A 17,913-nucleotide genomic window follows, 5' to 3' on the forward strand; every position below is an offset into this window, starting at 1 on the left:
GATCGGTGATGACCGAACGTGTCGCGGCGACGCCGGGGCTGTATCCGCTCCCGGACCGGGCGAAAGAGACGCTCTCGGACCTGAAGGGCCACCAGAAGGGGGACCTCCTGAGCGGCGACGAGAGCGAGGCGATCGTGGCGGCGTACGACGAGGTGCGCGCCGAGTACGTCGACGACCAGCTGGACGCCGGCCTCGACCTGATCTCCGAGGGGCAGGGCCGCTGGGACGACATGATCGCGCACCCGCTGACCGTCAGCGACGCCGTCGAGACCGGCGGCATCGTCCGGTACTACGACAACAACAACTTCTACCGGGACCCGCGGGTCGTCGACGACCTCGACTTCTCGGGCGACGTGGCGGGCGAACTGGAGAAGGCGACCGACCTGCTCGCCGACGCCGACGGGGTCGACGACGCGTCGCTCGCGGCGACGCTTCCCGGGCCGTACTCGCTCGCCGACCTCGCGACCGACGAACACCGCGGCGACGAGGCCGATTTCCAGGCCGCCATCGCCGAGTTCCTCGCGGGCGAGGTCGAGGCGTTCCCCGACCACGAGACGCTGTTCCTCCTCGAACCGTCGCTCGTCACGAACCCGCCCGCCGAGGGCGAGGAGGCGGGCGCGACGGACGCCATCTCGACGGTCGCCGACGCGACCGACGCCGACGTGGTCGTCCAGACGTTCTACGGCGCGCTCGGCGAGAAGCTGTACGCGCACCTCGTCGACGAGGCGGGCGCGGACGCGCTCGGGCTTGACCTCGTCGCCGGCGACCGGGACGACACCGTCTACAACGTCCAGGAGTTCGGCTCGACCGACTCGCTGTCGCTCGGGCTCGTCGACGGGCAGAACACGCTGGTCGAGGAGCCGGAGACGATCGCGGAGCGCGTCGAGTGGTTCGAGTCGCAGATCCCGCTGGAGGGGTTCGACCGGACGTACCTCACGCCGAACACCGAGCTGTTCTACCTGCCGACGAACAAGTACCGCGCGAAGCTGAACGCCCTCGCCGACGCCGCGGAGGTGCTCGATTAATGGTCCGAAACCCGTCCGCCAACCGCGACCAGTTCCGTCCGGACGACCACCCGAACGACGCGTTCCTGCTCACGACCGTCGTCGGCTCGTACCCGAAGCCGAAGTGGCTCAACCGCGCCGACGAGCTCGTCGACGACCCCGACTCGAAGTTCGACGAGTCCGACCTCGAAGAGGCGCACGACGACGCCTGTCGGCTCATCACGCACGAACACGAGCGCGCCGGGCTCGACACGGTCGTCGACGGCGAGATGCGCCGCAACGAGATGGTGGAGTTCTTCGCCGACCGCATCGACGGCTACGAGTTCAACGGGCCGGTGAAGGTGTGGGGCCACAACTACTTTGACAAGCCGAGCGTGGTCGAGGAGGTTGCGTACGACGAGCCGTGGCTCGTCGACGAGTTCGAGTTCACCTCGAACGTCGCAGAGCGCCCGGTGAAGGTCCCGATCACGGGGCCGTACACGCTCGGCTTCTGGGCGTTCAACGAGGCGTACCCCTCCACCGAGGAACTCGTGTACGACCTCGCGGACCTCGTCAACGAGGAGGTTGAGAAGCTGGTCGAGGCGGGCGCGCGCTACATCCAGATCGACGAGCCCGCGCTGGCGACGACGCCGGAGGACCACGCCATCGTCGGCGAGGCGCTCGAACGCATCGTCTCGGGCATCGACGAGGACGTCCGGATCGGCCTCCACGTCTGCTACGGCGACTACTCGCGGATCTACCCCGAGATCAACGACTACCCGATCGACGAGTTCGACGTGGAGCTGTGTAACGGCGACTTCGAGCAGATCCCGACGTTCACCGACCCCGAGTTCGAGCCCGACCTCGCGCTCGGCGTCGTCGACGCCCACACCGCCGAGGTCGAGCCGGTCGAGGAGATCAAAGCGAACATCCGGCAGGGCCTCCGCGTCGTCCCGCCGGAGAAGCTCACGATCTCGCCCGACTGCGGGCTGAAGCTCCTCCCGCGCGACATCGCGTACGGCAAGACGGAGAACATGGTGACCGCGGTCCGCGAGGTCGAAGCGGAGATCGACGCCGGCGACATCGACCTCGACAACCCGCTCGCGGACGACTGATCCGCCGACGCTATTTATAAGAAGTCGCCGCACCCACCGTCCGGCATGGACATCGGGGTGACGGTCGGCGACGACCTCGACCGCCTCGCGGCGTCGCCGGCGCGGTTCGACTTCTGCGAACTCGGCGTCGGCGAGCCGACGCTCGTGCCGGACGAGGTCGACCCCGGCCGCCTGACGGACGCGCTCGGCGGCCGCGACCTGCTCGTCCACCTGCCGTACAGCCAGCGACTGGCCAGCTACGTCCCCGAGGTGAACGACGCCATCGTCGACTACCAGCGCCGGCTCCTGACCGCGGCCGGCGACCTCGGCGCGGAGAAGGCGGTCCTCCACGCCACCTCCGCCGACCGCGACGACGTGGCGTTCCGCGAGACCGCGGCCGACCAGCTCCGGCGCGTCGCCGACGTCGGCCGCGAGGCGGGCGTCGAGGTCGTCGTCGAGAACGTCGGCCACCAGCACGCGGGGCTCCAGCTCTCGGTCCTCGGCGACCTCGCCCGCGAGACCGACACGCCGATCTGCTTCGACGTGGGCCACGCGTACATGGAGGGCGGCAACAAGGCGATCAGGCGGTTCCTCCGCAGCCACGGCGACCGGATCTCGCACCTCCACTGTCACGACGTGCGCCGCCGCGGCGACACCCACCTCCCGGTCGGGGCCGGCGAGGTCGACTACGACCTCGTCGCGTCCGAGCTCGACGACTTCGGCGGGACGGTCGCGCTGGAGGTGTTCACCGACGATGCGGCGCTGCTCCTCGACTCGGCCGAGCGCGTCGCCGACCGCCTCGGCGCGTCCTTTTGACTCCGCGGCTCAGTTCGCTCCGCCGGCCGCGTCCTCGTCGTCCGCTCCGGGCGCGTCGTCGCTCGCGTCGGCCGCATCGCCGCTCGTCTCGGCCGCGTCGCCGTCGACCTGCTGTTTGATCGACTCCAGCTCGGACTCCACGTCGACCTCCGGCGGCTCGTCGGCGGCGTCACCGCTCGCATCGCCCTCACCGGGCGCCTCGTCGCCCGCGTCGTCGCTCTCGCCGGGTTCGGTCACGTCGATCCGGACGGGGTTCGCGCCGTCGCCTCGGTCGGACCGCTCCTCGGCGTCCCCTCGGCTCCGCGCGTTGCGGTCGCCGTCGGGGTCGCCGCCCAGCCGCCGGTCGCGCGCCGCGTCCGCCTCGCGGCGCCCCTCGTCGATGCGGGACTCGATCTCCGCGGTGAGGTCGCGCGCGTCGGCGATGATCGAGCGCGAGGCGGCGTCCTCGGGGAGGTCGGCCTCCGAGAGCGCGGTCCGGAGCTCCGAGAGGGAGCGCGAGAGCCCGGCAGTCGCGCCGTCGCGCACGTCCGCGAGGCGGTCGCCCGCCCCCTCTGCGCCCTCGGCGACGCTCCGCCCCGGGTCCGCGAGCCGGAGCGTCCCCCGGAGCAGTTCGAGCGACTTGATCGTCGTCTCCAGCAGCGCGATGACCGTCGGGATGGTGTACTGCTCGGTGAACCGCACTAGCTCCGAGAGCCGCGGCGGCCGCGGGGGACCCCGGCGGTCGCGCTCGCTCTCCCGGAGGTCGGCCCGGAGCTCGCCCAGCACGTCCTCGAGCTCGTCGAGCCGCTCCTCGAGGTCGTCGTCGCGTCGGTCGCGGGAACTCATACCACCTGCTACGGCGCGCGCGGATAAAAAGCCCGGCAGCGGTCGCGCCCGGCCCAGACCGGCCGCACCGCCGCCGGTCAGAAGGCCTCGCGCAGGAACGTCGGCCGCGGCGGGAAGAGTGCGCCGAGGTCGGCGGCGAGCCCCTCGCCGAAAGCGTCGTCGCCGATGTCCAGCGCGGCGTGCGCCCGGAGGTCGTCGACGCCGCGGTACCCGGCGTACAGCTGCGAGAGCGGGCCGATTCCCGCCGCTACGTCGGCGTCGTCCGGGCTTCCGGGGTCTCCGCCGCCGTCGACCCGCTCGGCGTCGACCTCGCCGCCGGCGACTGTCACCCGGATCGGTCGGTCGTGCCAGCCGACGAGCGGGTCGTCGACCGCGAGCGTGAACTCGGCGTCGAGATCCGGGTCGGGGGCCAGCTCTCGCAGCGCCGCAGGGACATCGACGAGCCGGAACATCGGTCCGGCGCGAACCTCCTCGGTCACCGCCCGCGGGTCGTCGACGCGGTCGAGGAGGCTCACGTCCGCGGGGAGGCGGAGCCGGACGCGCTCGACCTGCGAGTCGTGGTCCCGACAGAAGCGGAACACCTCGTCCCACGCGGACGGGTCGGCGACGGCGGCGTCGGAGACGACCATCGCCTTCCCGTCGCCGTCGTCGCGCTCGGTGAACGTGTACGACAGCAGCGCGCGGAGGTCGTCGTCCCGTCCGAGGCCGTAGACGAAGGGATCGGTCTGCCACCCGCGGAGGGTGTTCTCGCGCCACCACGCCGCCGTCCGCGCCATCGTGAAGTCGTACCGGTCCGCGGTCGCGGCGAGGAGGTCTGCCGCCGCCTCGTAGTCGCCCTCGTCGAGCCGCCGGAATTTCCCCGTTTCGTCACCTCCGTCAGTCGCGTCGGCCGCGAACGCCAACTGTTCCGGCGGCGTCTTCACCCACCGATATCGACTCACCGTCCCCCACCCGTACCGACGGTAGAAGGGGTGTTCGAACGGCCACAGCACGGAGTACCGAATCTCGTCTTCCCGGTACTCCGTCAGCGACTCGCGGAGGAGCCGCTCGATGTGGCCCTGGCGCCGGTGTTCCGGCGGGGAGGCGACCGCGGAGAGGCCGGCGGCGTCGCGATCGCGCCCGCGGATCCGGAGCGTGAAGTCGTGGTGGCCGCACACCGCGACCGCCTCCTCGCCGTCGAACAGCCCCCGGTACTCGGCGAGGTGCTCGCGGTCGTCGTCGTCGGCCTCGGGGTCGTACGGCCCCTGCTCGGGAGAGAAGGCGTACCGCATGAACGCGCTGAACTCGTCGTCGCGCTTCTCCGGGAAGGGCCGGTAGTCGAGGTCGCCCATACGCCGTCGGCACCCGGGAGCCTGATAAGTGTTCCCGGCGCCTGCGTGTGGTTCTCACGCCACCGCCGCCCGCGGCCGGTCGCGCGGCCGGCTTAGTCGAACCGGCCGCGGCGGTACTGGACCGGCCACTCGACGTCCGCGCCGAGTTCGTGGGCGGCCTCTAGCGGCCAGTGCGGATGGCGGAGCAGCTCGCGGCCCAACGCCACGAGGTCGGCCCGCTCGTTCCGCACGAGGGCGTCGGCGTGGGTCGGCTCCGTGATCCCGCCGACCGCGGCGACGGGCACGTCGGTCCCCTCGCGGATCGCCTCGGCGTACGGCACCTGGTATCCCGGCCCCGCGCTCGGGAGCTCCTGGTCCGGGTGGATGCCGCCGCCGGAGACATCTATCAGGTCGGCGCCGGCGTCGGCGAGGAGGGGGGCCAGCCGCACCGAGTCGTCCACGTCCCACGACTCGCGGTCGGGGAGCCAGTCGGTCGCGGAGATGCGGACGAAGACGGGTTTCCCGTCCGGCCAGATGTCGCGGACGGCCGCGACGACCTCGCGCAGGAGTCGCGTGCGGTCCTCGAAGCTTCCACCGTACTCGTCGTCGCGGTCGTTGGTGACGGGCGAGAGGAACTGGTGGAGGAGGTAGCCGTGGGCCGCGTGGACCTCCGCGACCTCGAACCCGGCGTCGCGCGAGCGTTCCGCGGCGGCCGCGAACGCGTCGATCACCTCGTCGATCCCCGCCTCGTCCAGCCGGCGGGTGTCGGCGAGTCCGTCCTCGCCGACCTCCGCGTGGGGGTAGGGCTCGCCGGTCGCGGAGACGGTCTCCCACCCGTCCGCCTCGTCCCCCGGAATGGGGTCGCCCCCCTCGGCCGGCGGCCGGTGTGAGGCCTTCCGACCGGCGTGTGCCAGTTGGATCCCCGGCGCCGCACCCTGCGACCGGACGAACTCGACGATCGGTTCGATCGCCTCGGCGTGCTCGTCGGACCAGATCCCGAGGCAGTCCGGCGTGATCCGTCCGCGGGCCTCGACCGCGGTCGCCTCCGTCATCACGACTCCGGCGCCCCCGGCGGCGCGGGCGCCGAGGTGGACCCGGTGCCAGTCGGTGGCCAGGCCGTCGTCGGCGGAGTACTGACACATCGGCGACAGCATGATGCGGTTCCGGAACTCGGTGTCGCGAAGCGAAAGCGGCGTGAACAGCGTGTCGGTCACGGATCGGCGCACGACCGCCGCGACGTAAGGCCCTCCGATCCCCCGCCCGGATCGCCGCCGCTGGTTTAGGCCGACCGAAATCTATATGCCCGCCGCTCCCTGAGCGGGGTGTAATGACAACGGGAGACCGGATCGAGCCGGACGCCGAGCCGGCGACCGAGGAGCGACCGACGGTCGCCGCGACCCGCTGCTCGGAGGAGCGGACCGTCTTCGCCGAACAGGGCAACACCGACGCGTGGATCGCGACCGACCTCACCGTCGATCTCGAACGGTAACGCGTCCTCAACGGCGCTCGACCGGCGCGGCGTCTCCTCCCGCCCAGCCCGTCGTGTTCACTCTTCCGAGCGGAGCGTCTCTCCGGTCGAACCGGCGGTCCGCGGCGTCGCAGCCGTTCCCGTGCCCCCTTCTTCCCTGCGCTGCGCGTCGGCGAGCGCGCGGATCCGGTCGAGGATCGCGTCGTATCGCCCGCGGTCGGATCCCTTCTCGAAGTAGGCGTCCGCGCCGGCGCCGAACGCCGCCGCCTCGCACTCCTCGCTCGGACACGTGCTGTGGAACACGACCGGGAGCGCCGGGTCGACCTCGCGCAACCGTTCGGTGAGGTCGACGCCGTGCCCGTCCGGGAGCCGCTGTTCGGTCACGACGCAGTCGACCGCGACCCGCTCGCCGCCGACCTCGATGCCGGTCTCGATGGCGTCGACCCCGTCGGCGAGGCGCTTCACGGACCGGACGTGGACGCGGTCCGTGATCCGCTCGGCGAACGTCTCGAAGAGCTCCGCGGAGCGGGCGTCGGGCTCGATCTGGAGGACGGCGATCGGCGCTTCGCGGTTCTCCTCGCTGACGGTCGTTTCGACTCGGTCGGTGGCTGCGGTCGTGTCCGCGTGTGTTTCGGACGGCGGTGTCTGGTCGGTCATGGGTTGTGGCGCTGGCGACGACTCGTCGAAGAATAACTTACTACGACGGTTGTAATCCTTCTACCAACAGTAGCCGCGGGAACGGTATAATAATTCCGCGATCACCGTTGTCACGCCCCTCAAACGCGATTATCCGGTAGTATTAGGTGAAAATTCCCGGACGTACGGAGGATTTCTCTCTCTGGGCCGCACGCGGCGCGACGCCGTGGGCGCGCGGCTCACACCGGAGTGCCCGCTGACGGGATCGAGCGTCGCCGAAGGGCCCGTTACGCGTCGAACGCCGCCGGCCGAGAGGCCTCAGGCGAACAGGTCGCGCGCCTCCCGGACCGCGTCGACCAGGGCGTCGACCTCCTCGACGGTGTTGTAGAAGTAGAAGGAGGCGCGCGCGGAGGCGGCGACGCCCATCTCGTCGTGGAGCGGCTGCGTACAGTGGTCCCCGGCTCGGATCGCGACGCCGTAGTCGTTGAGGATGCTGGAGAGGTCGTGGGCGTGGACGCCGTCGACGTTGAACGCGACGAGGCCGCCGCGGTCGTCCCCGGGCGGGCCGTATATCTCGACGCCGCCGAGTTCGTCGAGTTCGTCGTACGCGTACTCGGCCAGCAGGTCCTCGTGGGCCTCGATCCGGTCCATACCGATCGCTTCGACGTACTCGATCGCGGCCGCGAGGCCGATCCCCTGAGCGATGGATGGGGTTCCGGCCTCGAACTTCCACGGCAGGTCCTCCCACGTGGAGTCCTCGAAGGAGACCCGCCGGATCATGTCCCCGCCGTAGAGGTACGGGCTCATCTCGTCGAGGATCTCCTCGCGACCGTAGAGGACGCCGATCCCGGTCGGGCCGCACATCTTGTGGCCGGAGAAGGCGAGGAAGTCGACGTCGAGCTCGTCGACGTCGACCGGGCGCGTCGGCACCGACTGCGCGGCGTCGGCGAAGACGTACGCGCCGTGATCGTGGGCCAGGTCGGCCAGCTCCCCGATCGGGTTCACGGTGCCGAGCGTGTTCGAGACGTGGACGACCGACACCATCTCGGTGTCGTCGTCGACGAGCTCCGCCGCGTGGTCCATGTCGAGCCGCCCCTCGTCGGTGACGTCGATGAAGCGCACGTCGGCGCCCGTCCGCTTGCCGATCTGCTGCCAGGTGACGAGCGAGGCGTGGTGTTCCATCTCGGAGAGGACGACGTTGTCGCCGGGGCCGAGCTCCTCCAGCCCCCAGGCGTACGCGACGAGGTTCATCGCCTCGGTCGTGTTCTTGGTGAAGACGATCTCCTCGCGGCCCGCCGCGCCGATGAAGTCGGCGACCGCGTCGTGGGCCTCCTCATACGCGACGGAGGCCTCCTGGCTCAGCTGGTGGATCCCCCGGTGGACGTTCGCGTTGTAGCTCCGGTAGTAGTCGGAGATGGCGTCGACGACCGGGTCGGGCGTGTGCGAGGTCGCTGCGTTGTCGAGGTAGACCAGCGGGGTGTCGTCGCCCGCGCCCTCGCCGGCCGTCTCCGGGTCGCCGCCGACCTGCCGATCGAGGATCGGGAAATCGGCGCGGAGCGCCTCCACATCGAACGGGTACTGTTCGTGGACTCCCATTATCTGTTATCAGGCCCCGAGCACTAACACACCTTCGGTCCGGTACGTCTTGCGGGTATCGCAGACGCGCGATATCGGCCGGTCCGCGGCGGGGTACCCCCCGGATCCGCCCCGCGGCGACTTGCGCCTCGGACCGCCCGGCACCTCCTCGGACCCGCCCCCGCTCCGACGACTCCCGCGGCCGTCTACTCCCCCCAGTCCGGATTCGCCCGCGGCGGCGAGAAGATGTCGAAGCCGACGACCGGCTCGTCCGTCCGGTTCTCGGCCGCGTGCGGCTCGCCGCCGGGGATCACGTAGGTGTCGTCGGGGCCGACGACGCGCTCCTCGCCGTCCGCGACGAACGTCAGCCGCCCGGCCGTGATCACGCCGACCTGCTCGTGCGGGTGGTCGTGTTCGGGCACCGTCTCGCCCGGTTCGATCTCGAACCGCTGGATGCTCACGTCGTCGCCGACGGCCCCCTGCGTGAGGAACACGCCGTCGACCGCCTCGACCGCCTCCGCGTCCGCGTCGGGTGCGACGTCCATACGGTCCCCCGCGACCCCGAGCCACCTAAATCCGCGGGCACGGGCAGTCGGCGCCGGGAGGGTCGGACCGCACCGTCGGCGTCTCCGACCCAGCCGCCGTCACGGGAACGGGTGGTACGGCCGGTCGAGCGCGGGCTCGAACCCCATCGACCGCGGCACCTCGCGGGCGCGGTCGCCGAAGAACGGGTCGCCGGTGAACAGCGGCTGTGCGCCCGGCACGAGCACCCGCGCGGCCTCGAAGCCCACCGCAGCGAGGTCGCGGGTCGTCACCCGGGCGACGTACGGGTCGAGCCCGACGGCCTCGACGCGGTCGACGACGGCCGACAGCTCGGCCTCGCCCGTCAGCTCCGGCTCCCCGAGCCCCTCGGCCGAGACGGACGCGTCCGGGTCGAAGAACGCGGCCGTCTCCCCGGGCAGGTCGGCGTGGTGGCCGATCGCCGCCCCCTGCTCGTCGGCCGCCTCCCGCCCCATCGAGCGGAGCTCGGTCCAGTTCTGGAGCGCCTCGGCGAGCGCGCTCCGCGCCGCCGCGGCCGGGTCGAGGTCGGCGCCCGACCCCGCGGCGAACCGCGGCCAGTCGCCCTCGCGGCTGACCCCGACCGCGACGACGGGCACGTCCACGTCGGTCGTGACGAGCAGCGGCGTCACCGACAGCGACTCCGCCCGCGCTCGCTTCTCCAGTTCGGCGAAGCCCGGGTCGTCGACGTCGAGCCCGAGCGGCTCCGTCGTGGAGTACCAGCTCGTCATCGTCGCGTCGCGCTCGATCGCCTCGTACAGCCCGGAGAGCGCGGCGTCCGGACCCGAGCTACCGAGGCCGAGCCCGGTCGTGATCGGCGGCCGGTACCGCCGCTCCGGCGGCGGGAAGTGAACGAACTCCGCCGGGAGGCTCGCCGGTTCGCCCGTCCCGAGTCGTTCGCCGCGGACCCACGGGAGCCGGTCGTCGCGGTCGTACGCCTCGGCGCCGTCGGGGCGGACGAACGCGTCCGGGGTGACCGGGTTCGGAACGTTCGCGGCCGGCGCGCGCGTGAACGACGCCTCGCGGTAGACGCCCGCCGCGTACCGCTCTAGCCCCTCGCCGAGCGCCTTCATGAACGCGGCGTCCCAGTCGGCGGCCGCGCCACCGCCGAAGTCCGCCGCGTCGGCGTCGGAGAACGGGGTGGTGTCCGCGACCCGCGCGACGTAGTACGGCACGGGGAACGACTCCTGCTCGCCGACCTCCGCCAGCGCGCCGATCCGGCGGTCGACGGCGCGCTCCGCCCGGTCGATCGCCTCGTCGAGGCCGCGGTCGGCGTGGTCGCGCGGGAGCGCGTCCCCGGGGCCGTCGCCGCAGCCGCACCCCGGTACCGGGAGGAGGGTCCGCTCGCCGCCCGGCACCTCGACGACGGTGTCCGCCACCGGGTCGCCCGCCAGGAGCCGGATCGTCCGGCGTCCGGCCACCGCGCCGGCGTAGCGCACGGCGGACCGGCGGCCGGTCGGCGCGTCGGCGGGCTCCGCCCCGCCGCTCTCGACCCGGGCGCGCAGGCAGTCGTAGCAGGCGTCGTCGAAGACGGTCACGGCGGCGTCGAGGTCGGCGAGGGGGACGCCGCCGAGCCCACCCACCTCGACCGCGACCCACCGATCGAGCATGTCGTCCGCGGCCCCGAACGTCGCCGACCCGGCGGTGTCGACGACGACCGCGGCGTCGAATCCGTCGAGGAGGTCGGCCTCGACCGGCATCGCGTTCACGTCGACGTCGCCGAGCGCGGCTTCAGCGGCCTCGACCGCGGGGCCGTCGCCGACAAGTCCGATGTCCATACCCGGTCGACGCGAGGCGGCGAAAAAAAGCCGCGGGTCCGCGGCGCGCGGCGGCTCGTTCGGCGCGTCCGCGGAGGGAGTCCGAGAGCGCTCGCGGGCGCGCTCAGGCGGGCGTCGCCGCCAGCATCTCGGCGGCCTCGGCGGCCAGCTCTGCGGCGTCGATGTCCCGGAGCCGGTCGTCGCCGAGCTTCAGGCGGAGCCGCGGTCGGCCGACGTCGATCGGGACCTTCTCCGTGTCGATGATCCCCTGATCTTCGAGGCGCGTCTTCGTCCGGGAGAACGTCGCCTTCGAGGCGATACCGACGTCCTCGCCCCACTTCGAGATGTCGTAGAGGAGCACGTCGTTCTTCGCCGCGACGAGCAGCGAGACGGTCACCTCGTCGAGGTCCACCCCGTCGTCGCGCTCGGTCGCGTCGAGGACGGCGTCGAAGTCCGACCGGGCCTCCTCACCGATCTCGGACTCCAGCGTCTCGCGGACCCGGGCGATCGCCGGCGTTCGGAGCGCGTACGCCTCTGCGTCGTCGAAGGCGGCGCGCTGGGTCTCGTACACCTCTTCGACGAACTCCGCGTCGTCGGTCGAGAGCGCGGCGACGCCCTCCCCCGCGGTGACTAGGGCGACGACCCGAGAGGGCGAGACGAACAGGGCGTTGTCGACCTCCCCGTCCAGCACTCGGATGTCCAGGTCGCCGTCGGCGACGAGGTCCGCGGCCCGGGACGCGACGACGAAGTCGTCGAGCACGTCCTTCAGGGTGCGTTCGTCGGCGAGCATCGACAGCTTCGGGAGGTCGTCCCACCCGACGGCCGTCTCGACCAGCGATACGATCGTCTCTGCGGCGGGGTCCACGACGAGCAGCTCGTCGTCGTCCCCGTCGAAGGCCGCTTCGAGCGCGGCCTCGACGTCGGCCGCCAGTAAATTCGATACCATTTGTCTCTCGGTATGAAAGCCGGTTGCGTATTTAATATTAACGGGGTTCATGGAACGAATAACCCGATAAGCGTGCTTGAGGCGGGTAAATTCGGCAGATCGGGGTTACCCAAGCGCAGTCGACGCGAGGCGGCCTCGCGTCCGGTCGCCGCGGGTCGCACGCGCGCCGGCGACGGAAGGATTAATGCGCGGTCGCGCCCGGGTTCGCACATGGACCACGAGCACGTCCGGGAGGTCGATCCGGCGGTCGCCGACGCGCTGGCGGGCGAGCGCGACAGACAGGAGCAGACGCTCGCGATGATCGCGAGCGAGAACCACGTGAGCGAGGCGGTGCTGGAGGCGCAGGGGAGTGTCCTCACCAACAAGTACGCCGAGGGCTACCCCGGGTCGCGCTACTACGCCGGCTGCGAGTACGCCGACGAGGTCGAGGAGCTGGCCATCGAGCGCGCGAAGGAGCTTTGGGGCGCCGACCACGTCAACGTCCAGCCGCACTCCGGCACGCAGGCGAACCAGGCGGTGTACTACTCCGTCCTCGAACCGGGAGACAAGATCCTGTCGCTGAAGCTCAACGACGGCGGCCACCTCTCGCACGGCCACCCCGCGAACTTCACGGGGCAGCTGTACGAGGTCGAGCAGTACGAGGTCGACCCCGAGACGGGGTACATCGACTACGAGGGGCTCCGGGAGGTCGCCGAGGAGTTCGACCCCGACATCGTCGTCTCGGGCTACTCCGCGTACCCGCGCGCCGTCGAGTGGGAGAAAATCCAGGCGGCGGCCAACGCGGTCGACGCCTACCACCTCGCGGACATCGCCCACATCACCGGGCTCGTCGCGGCGGGCGTCCACCCCTCGCCGGTCGGCGTCGCCGACTTCGTCACGGGCTCGACCCACAAGACGATCCGCGCCGGCCGCGGCGGGATCGTGATGTGCGACGCGGAGTTCGCGGACGACATCGACTCGGCCGTCTTCCCCGGCGGGCAGGGCGGCCCGCTGATGCACAACGTCGCCGGCAAGGCGGTCGGGTTCAAGGAGGCCTTAGAGCCCGAGTTCGAGGAGTACGCCCAGCAGGTCGTCGACAACGCGGAGGTGCTCGCCGAGACGCTTCAGGAGCACGGGCTCTCTTTAGTCTCCGGCGGGACCGACAACCACCTCGTGTTGGCCGACCTGCGCGACTCCCACCCCGACCTCTCCGGCGGGGACGCGGAGGACGCGCTCGCGGCCGCGAACATCGTCCTCAACGGGAACACGGTCCCCGGCGAGACGCGGTCGGCGTTCGACCCCTCGGGGATCCGCGCGGGCACCGCCGGGCTCACCACCCGCGGCTTCGACGCCGACGCGATCGAGGAGGTCGGCGACCTGATCTACCGCGTCGTCGACGACGTCGACAGCGACGACGTCATCTACGAGGTCGGTGAGCGCGTCGTCGAGCTCTGCGAGGCGCACCCGCTGTACGAGTAACCGACCGCTCCGATGCGGGATCGCCCTGTCGCGAGACCGCACCGGCGCGGACGAATCCGTGCGTAAAAGTGGGGCCGGCTCGCAGGGGTCGGTATGGACGCTCCGCCGTTTCTCGCCGCCCGCCTCGACCGCGGCGCCGCGCCGTTCGCCGTCGGGGACGTGATCGCGTTGATCCTGTTACTGACCGTCGGGACGCTCAACCACCAGACCGTCGAGTTCCTCACCGCGAACCCGCTGTACTTAGCGGGCGTGTTCGCTCCCTTCCTGATCGGCTGGGTCGTGGTCGCGCCGCTCGTGGGCGCCTACTCCGCCGGCGCGGTCGAGACCGCGAAGTCCTCGGTCCCGCTCGTGATCCGGTCGTGGATCCCGGCCGCGGTCGTCGGACTCGCGCTGCGCGCGTTCGTCTTCCGCGGCGGGGCCGAAGTCACGTTCGCCGCCGTCATGCTCGTGTTGGGATCCGTCGCCCTCGGCGGCTGGCGGGCCCTCTACTTCCGGTTCCGATAGTCACCCGCGCTCTCTGCGCGCCGAGCGCCCGACCGCGGTGCCTCGCTTCTCGCTGACGCGGTCGACCGGCCGACTGTGGTGTTGCTCTCCTTGCTGGCCGTTCTCCTCCCCGACTCTCTTCCCACTGGTCCCTCCTCTCGCCGACTACCCCTCCCGAGTCGACGGAGCCTCGGGCCAAGCCATAAGTTATGAGTAACATCCGCGTGTTCACGAACGAACTGCTCCCGAACCGCGGGAAAAATTTAATATGGATTTTCGACTACTAGCTAATGGAAGCATGACTGGATACTACGACTACGTGCTTGGGCTCATCCCGGTGGCGTTGATCGGTGTGACCGCCTCGCTCACGCTGGTCGGACTGTCGTTGACGTCGGCGCTCCCGGTCGGTGCCGTCGCCGCGGCCACGGTGATGGCTCACGCGATGTTCGTCCGAAATCCAGTCGCGGACGGCGCCCCCGAACGGCGGCCGTTCGACGGCGACGCCGGCGAGCGCTCCGCGGGCGGCGGTTCCTCGGCGGGCACCGCCGACTGAGGCGCGGAGTGATTCCCGGTCGCCGCGGCGTCGCGTTTCCGGCCGCCGCGTCCTGTACCGTTTAGTCCCCGCGCCACGAGTGGCCGACTATGACGGAGACCCTGTTCCTCACTAGCTCCGAGGTCGACGACCTCGCGGACCCGGCCGACTACGTCGCCGCCGTGCGCGACGCGTACCGACAGGTGGGCGAGGGAGCGCCCGCCGAGCCGCGGACGAAGCTCCTCAACCGCGAGCCGCCGGGCATGCTCACCACCTACGCCGCCCTCCTCCCGGAGACGGGCGCGATGGGCGGGTACACCTACTCGGCGGGGTTCGGCGCGGGCGACGCGTGGTTCATGACGCCGCTGTTCGACGCCGAGTCGGGCGAACCGCTCGCGCTGCTCGACGGCGCGTCGATGAACCCGTTCAAGACCGGCGCCGCGGGCGCGGTCGCGGTCGACGCGCTCGCCCGCGACGACGCGACCGAGCTCGCCGTGATCGGCAGCGGCGCGCAGGCGCGCGGACAGGTCGCGACGACCGCCACGGTCCGCGAGTTCGAGGCGGTCCGCGTCTTCTCGCCGACCCGCGAGAACCGCCAGGCGTTCGCCGCCGACTTCGGCGACCGGCTCGCCGCCGACGTGACCGCGGTCGAGAGCGCGAGCGCCGCGCTGGCGGGGGCCGACGTGGTCATCACCGCGACGACCGCCAGCGACCCCGTGATCGCCGACGCCGACGTGGAGCCGGGGACTCACGTCACGGCGATGGGCCAGTACCACCCGGAGAAGAACGAGCTCCCGCCCGAGCTCGTCGCTCGGGCGACGTACGTCCCCGACCTGAGGGCGCGCGCGACGCAGGACGCCGGCTCGTACCTCGCCGCGGTCGAGGCCGGCCTGATCGAGGCGGGCGAGGGGATCGCCGCCGACCTCGGCGCGGTCGTCGCGGGCGACCACCCCGGCCGGGCGAGCGACGACGCGGTGACAGTCTTCGACTCCGGCGGCACCGGCGTCGAGACGGTCGCGGCCGCGCACATGCTGTACGAGCGCGCGAGCGAGAAGGGTCGGGGGCAGACCATCGACTTCGCGCCCGCGAGCGAGGCGCTGACTGGCGAGTAGGCGGGGGTTGAAGTGGCGCGCCGCCGACCAGCCGGTATGCTGATCGGCATCGTCTCAGACACGCACGACGACTCGGCCGCGGTCGAGGCGGCCGTCTCGCTGTTCGAGCGCGAGGGGGTCGACGCGGTCGTCCACTGCGGCGACTTCGTCGCGCCCTTCTCAGTGACCCCGTTCGACGCCGACTTCGCGTTCCACGCGGTCCGCGGGAACAACGACGGCGAGTGGGCGGTCGAGTCGACCGTCGAGGAGTTCGGCACCTACCACGGCGAGGCTGCCGCGCTCTCGTTCGGCGGCGGAGACGGAGCGGGTGACGCCGTCGACGTCGCGGTCACCCACGGCACGAGCGACCTCGTCGTCGACGCGCTCGTCGACTGCGGCGACTACGACTACGTGCTCCACGGGCACACCCACGCGCACGGCGCCGAGGCGCGCGGCGGGACCGTCCGGGTGAACCCCGGCGGGCTCCCGATCCCGGTCGACGGCGCGGACGACGCGTTCCGCGTGGCGACGCTCGACACGGCGGCCTCCGGCGTCGACGCCGTGACCCACCACGTCCTCGACCGCTGACGCCCCGTGGTAACGGACGCGCCGCTCGCACCCCGAGTTTTATCGCCGCTCGCTCGCTCCGTACGTCCATGAGACACGCACAGGGCCCGCTCCTCACGATCGACCTGACGGAGCGGACCGCGTCGACGACCCGGATCGACGACCGGCTGGCGTCGTTCGTCGGCGGCCGCGGGCTCAACACGTCGCTCGCGTACGACCGGATCCCGTTCGACGCCGACCCGCTCGGCCCGGAGAACCGCCTCTTCCTCTCGACGGGTCCGATGCAGTACTCGACGACCTCCTACACCGGCCGGATGGCCGCCACGGCCGTCTCGCCGCTCACGAACGGCCTCTGCTCGTCGAACGCTGGGGGATTCCTCTCGCGGAACTTCACCGGCGCGGGGTACGCGGCCGTCGAGATCACGGGCGTGAGCGACGACCTGCTCGCGGTCCACGTCCGCGAGGTCGGGCCGGACGGCGAGCCGGACGTGACCTTCGAGGCGGTCGACGACCTGGAGCAGGCCGAGGTGTCGGCGGTCTCCGATCGGTTCGCCGAGACGCACGACCTCGGTCCCGAACACGTCGCCTGCGTCGGGCCCGCGGGCGAGAACGAGGTCCGCTTCGCGTCGGTCATGACCTCCGACACCCGGGCGTTCGGCCGCGGCGGGCTGGGCGCCGTCCTCGGTGCGAAGGGCGTGAAGGCGCTCACGTTCGCCGGCGACGCGGACGCCGAAATCGAGGTCGACTGGCCCGACGAGGCGGCCGAGGTCCACCGCGAGGCGGCCACCTCCGACTCGATCATGAAACGGCAGGGAACGACGAGCGTGACGGAGCTGGCGAACGAGGTCGACGCCCTCCCGTCGTACTACTTCGCGGAGACCTCCTTCGAGGGCGTCGAGGGCATCTCCGGCGACCGCGTCGAGGAGAAGAAGTACGAGAAGGGGACCTGTTCGCAGTGCGCGTTCGCCTGTAAGCTCCCCACCCGCGACGAGGCGACCGGCGTCGAGACGGAGGGGCCGGAGTTCGAGACGGTGATGGCGTTCGGCTCGAACGCGGGCGTCGACGACGTGGTCGACGTGATGCGCGCCAACGAGCTGTGCGACGAGCTCGGGATGGACACCATCTCCTGTGGCGACGTCGTCTCCATGTTCTTAGAGAGCGAAGACGAGTTCGGCAACGCGGACCTCGTCCGCTCGCTCGTCGAGCAGATCGCCTATCGCGAGGGCGTCGGCGACAAGCTCGCGGAGGGCGTCCACCGCGCACACGAGGAGTTCGGCGCGGACGACTGGACGGTCAAGGGGATGGCCTTCTCCGGCCACGACGGCCGCGCGCTCAACGGGCAGGGACTCGCGTTCGCGACCGCGAACCGCGGCGCGGACCACATGTACGGGGAGTTTTACCCCTACGAGTACCCGCTCGTCGACCCCGACGAGGCGTTCGACCCGCAGGGCCTCGACGGGAAGCCGCCGAAGCTCGTCGCGAAGGAGAACCGCAACGCGGTCCTCGACTCGGCGGTGGTCTGCAAGTTCTCGCGGGGAACCGTGACCGACGACCGGCTCGCGGCGCTGCTCGACGCCGACTACGACGACCTCCAGTCGCTCGGCGCCCGGGTCGTCGAGTTAGAGCGCGCGTTCAACAACGCCCGCGGCTTCGACCGGAGCGACGACACGCTCCCGTACGCCGACGCCATCGACGGGTTCGACGCGGCGCTCTCCGAGTACTACGCGCTCCGCGGCTGGAACGACGACGGCACCGTCCCGGGTCACGGCGACGGGCTCGACCCGGCCGGCGCGGCGCCCGCCGACGACTGACGG

18 protein-coding genes are annotated in these 17,913 nt (G+C 71.5%); 10 read left to right on the forward strand and 8 right to left on the reverse strand.

Going from position 1 to position 17,913, the window contains the following annotated elements; genetic code table 11:
• Window positions 1-8 precede the first annotated feature (8 nt).
• Genes EXE51_RS04170 through EXE51_RS04180 form a run of 3 tightly spaced genes read left to right on the forward strand, consistent with a single transcriptional unit; the run spans window position 9 to window position 2,893 of the window.
• Window positions 9-1,025, forward strand: a complete 1,017-nt coding sequence (locus EXE51_RS04170; protein WP_089308301.1) for a 5-methyltetrahydropteroyltriglutamate--homocysteine methyltransferase — start codon at window positions 9-11, stop codon at window positions 1,023-1,025.
• The gene (locus EXE51_RS04175) at window positions 1,025-2,098 is read left to right on the forward strand and encodes a methionine synthase (protein ID WP_086215646.1); all 1,074 of its coding nucleotides are present in this window, start codon (window positions 1,025-1,027) and stop codon (window positions 2,096-2,098) included. Before EXE51_RS04170 ends, EXE51_RS04175 begins: the two co-directional genes overlap by 1 nt.
• A gap of 45 nt (window positions 2,099-2,143) precedes the next feature.
• The gene (locus tag EXE51_RS04180) at window positions 2,144-2,893 is read left to right on the forward strand and encodes a sugar phosphate isomerase/epimerase (RefSeq protein WP_089308300.1); all 750 of its coding nucleotides are present in this window, start codon (window positions 2,144-2,146) and stop codon (window positions 2,891-2,893) included.
• A gap of 9 nt (window positions 2,894-2,902) precedes the next feature.
• On the opposite strand, the gene EXE51_RS04185 is transcribed toward EXE51_RS04180, so the two are convergent.
• The 3 genes from EXE51_RS04185 to EXE51_RS04195 all read right to left on the reverse strand — a co-directional run bounded on the left by EXE51_RS04185 (window position 2,903) and on the right by EXE51_RS04195 (window position 6,242).
• Window positions 2,903-3,718, reverse strand: coding sequence for a hypothetical protein (locus EXE51_RS04185; protein ID WP_089308299.1), 816 nt, complete (start codon window positions 3,716-3,718; stop codon window positions 2,903-2,905).
• A gap of 77 nt (window positions 3,719-3,795) precedes the next feature.
• Complete coding sequence (gene eis / locus EXE51_RS04190) at window positions 3,796-5,049, reverse strand: enhanced intracellular survival protein Eis (protein ID WP_137692070.1); 1,254 nt, start codon at window positions 5,047-5,049, stop codon at window positions 3,796-3,798.
• A 92-nt stretch (window positions 5,050-5,141) separates the two neighbouring features.
• Window positions 5,142-6,242 (reverse strand): NADH:flavin oxidoreductase/NADH oxidase, encoded by a 1,101-nt coding sequence (locus EXE51_RS04195; protein ID WP_137692071.1) that lies wholly within the window; start codon window positions 6,240-6,242, stop codon window positions 5,142-5,144.
• A 113-nt stretch (window positions 6,243-6,355) separates the two neighbouring features.
• Between EXE51_RS04195 and EXE51_RS17685 the strand changes: the two genes are divergently transcribed.
• Window positions 6,356-6,517, forward strand: a complete 162-nt coding sequence (locus EXE51_RS17685; protein WP_167373079.1) for a hypothetical protein — start codon at window positions 6,356-6,358, stop codon at window positions 6,515-6,517.
• A gap of 57 nt (window positions 6,518-6,574) precedes the next feature.
• Here EXE51_RS17685 and EXE51_RS04200 read toward each other — a convergent pair whose 3' ends face one another.
• The 5 genes from EXE51_RS04200 to tbsP form a co-directional block, all read right to left on the reverse strand.
• Window positions 6,575-7,153: a response regulator gene (locus EXE51_RS04200; RefSeq protein ID WP_086219550.1), complete on the reverse strand. Its 579-nt coding sequence runs from the start codon at window positions 7,151-7,153 to the stop codon at window positions 6,575-6,577.
• Window positions 7,154-7,450: 297 nt separating this feature from the next.
• The gene (locus EXE51_RS04205) at window positions 7,451-8,728 is read right to left on the reverse strand and encodes an aminotransferase class V-fold PLP-dependent enzyme (protein ID WP_049930443.1); all 1,278 of its coding nucleotides are present in this window, start codon (window positions 8,726-8,728) and stop codon (window positions 7,451-7,453) included.
• Window positions 8,729-8,913: 185 nt separating this feature from the next.
• A complete protein-coding gene (locus EXE51_RS04210) occupies window positions 8,914-9,252 on the reverse strand; it encodes a cupin domain-containing protein (protein WP_086219552.1) in 339 nt (112 codons plus the stop codon).
• Between the two features lie 99 nt (window positions 9,253-9,351).
• On the reverse strand, window positions 9,352-11,043 hold the full coding sequence (locus EXE51_RS04215; RefSeq protein WP_094553253.1) for a YcaO-like family protein: 1,692 nt from the start codon (window positions 11,041-11,043) through the stop codon (window positions 9,352-9,354).
• A gap of 103 nt (window positions 11,044-11,146) precedes the next feature.
• On the reverse strand, window positions 11,147-11,968 hold the full coding sequence (tbsP, locus tag EXE51_RS04220; protein WP_049930447.1) for a transcriptional regulator TbsP: 822 nt from the start codon (window positions 11,966-11,968) through the stop codon (window positions 11,147-11,149).
• A 210-nt stretch (window positions 11,969-12,178) separates the two neighbouring features.
• On the opposite strand from tbsP, the gene glyA reads away from it, so the two are divergent.
• From glyA to EXE51_RS04250, 6 genes are all read left to right on the forward strand, one after another.
• Window positions 12,179-13,426: a serine hydroxymethyltransferase gene (glyA, locus tag EXE51_RS04225; protein WP_137692072.1), complete on the forward strand. Its 1,248-nt coding sequence runs from the start codon at window positions 12,179-12,181 to the stop codon at window positions 13,424-13,426.
• A gap of 93 nt (window positions 13,427-13,519) precedes the next feature.
• Window positions 13,520-13,930, forward strand: a complete 411-nt coding sequence (locus tag EXE51_RS04230) for a DUF3054 domain-containing protein (protein ID WP_049930450.1) — start codon at window positions 13,520-13,522, stop codon at window positions 13,928-13,930.
• Between the two features lie 277 nt (window positions 13,931-14,207).
• Window positions 14,208-14,462, forward strand: a complete 255-nt coding sequence (locus EXE51_RS04235) for a hypothetical protein (RefSeq protein WP_049930451.1) — start codon at window positions 14,208-14,210, stop codon at window positions 14,460-14,462.
• Window positions 14,463-14,551: 89 nt separating this feature from the next.
• Complete coding sequence (locus tag EXE51_RS04240; RefSeq protein WP_049930452.1) at window positions 14,552-15,553, forward strand: ornithine cyclodeaminase family protein; 1,002 nt, start codon at window positions 14,552-14,554, stop codon at window positions 15,551-15,553.
• Between the two features lie 36 nt (window positions 15,554-15,589).
• Entirely contained in the window at window positions 15,590-16,120 is a 531-nt protein-coding gene (locus tag EXE51_RS04245) for a YfcE family phosphodiesterase (RefSeq protein ID WP_049930454.1), read from the forward strand.
• A gap of 68 nt (window positions 16,121-16,188) precedes the next feature.
• Window positions 16,189-17,910 (forward strand): aldehyde ferredoxin oxidoreductase family protein, encoded by a 1,722-nt coding sequence (locus EXE51_RS04250; protein WP_094521011.1) that lies wholly within the window; start codon window positions 16,189-16,191, stop codon window positions 17,908-17,910.
• Window positions 17,911-17,913: the final 3 nt, after the last annotated feature.

It is taken from the genome of Halorubrum sp. CGM5_25_10-8B, from assembly GCF_005435095.1.
GTDB lineage: Archaea > Halobacteriota > Halobacteria > Halobacteriales > Haloferacaceae > Halorubrum > Halorubrum ezzemoulense.

Bases quoted from the DNA above. Each gene is read 5' to 3' on its own strand.
- EXE51_RS04170 (WP_089308301.1), top strand. From the start codon at position 9: ATGACCGAACGTGTCGCGGCGACGCCGGGGCTGTATCCGCTCCCGGAC.
- EXE51_RS04175 (WP_086215646.1), top strand. From the start codon at position 1,025: ATGGTCCGAAACCCGTCCGCCAACCGCGACCAGTTCCGTCCGGACGAC.
- EXE51_RS04180 (WP_089308300.1), top strand. From the start codon at position 2,144: ATGGACATCGGGGTGACGGTCGGCGACGACCTCGACCGCCTCGCGGCG.
- EXE51_RS04185 (WP_089308299.1), bottom strand. From the start codon at position 3,718: ATGAGTTCCCGCGACCGACGCGACGACGACCTCGAGGAGCGGCTCGAC.
- eis (WP_137692070.1), bottom strand. From the start codon at position 5,049: ATGGGCGACCTCGACTACCGGCCCTTCCCGGAGAAGCGCGACGACGAG.
- EXE51_RS17685 (WP_167373079.1), top strand. From the start codon at position 6,356: ATGACAACGGGAGACCGGATCGAGCCGGACGCCGAGCCGGCGACCGAG.
- EXE51_RS04200 (WP_086219550.1), bottom strand. From the start codon at position 7,153: ATGACCGACCAGACACCGCCGTCCGAAACACACGCGGACACGACCGCA.
- EXE51_RS04205 (WP_049930443.1), bottom strand. From the start codon at position 8,728: ATGGGAGTCCACGAACAGTACCCGTTCGATGTGGAGGCGCTCCGCGCC.
- EXE51_RS04210 (WP_086219552.1), bottom strand. From the start codon at position 9,252: ATGGACGTCGCACCCGACGCGGACGCGGAGGCGGTCGAGGCGGTCGAC.
- EXE51_RS04215 (WP_094553253.1), bottom strand. From the start codon at position 11,043: ATGGACATCGGACTTGTCGGCGACGGCCCCGCGGTCGAGGCCGCTGAA.
- tbsP (WP_049930447.1), bottom strand. From the start codon at position 11,968: ATGGTATCGAATTTACTGGCGGCCGACGTCGAGGCCGCGCTCGAAGCG.
- glyA (WP_137692072.1), top strand. From the start codon at position 12,179: ATGGACCACGAGCACGTCCGGGAGGTCGATCCGGCGGTCGCCGACGCG.
- EXE51_RS04230 (WP_049930450.1), top strand. From the start codon at position 13,520: ATGGACGCTCCGCCGTTTCTCGCCGCCCGCCTCGACCGCGGCGCCGCG.
- EXE51_RS04235 (WP_049930451.1), top strand. From the start codon at position 14,208: ATGACTGGATACTACGACTACGTGCTTGGGCTCATCCCGGTGGCGTTG.
- EXE51_RS04240 (WP_049930452.1), top strand. From the start codon at position 14,552: ATGACGGAGACCCTGTTCCTCACTAGCTCCGAGGTCGACGACCTCGCG.
- EXE51_RS04245 (WP_049930454.1), top strand. From the start codon at position 15,590: ATGCTGATCGGCATCGTCTCAGACACGCACGACGACTCGGCCGCGGTC.
- EXE51_RS04250 (WP_094521011.1), top strand. From the start codon at position 16,189: ATGAGACACGCACAGGGCCCGCTCCTCACGATCGACCTGACGGAGCGG.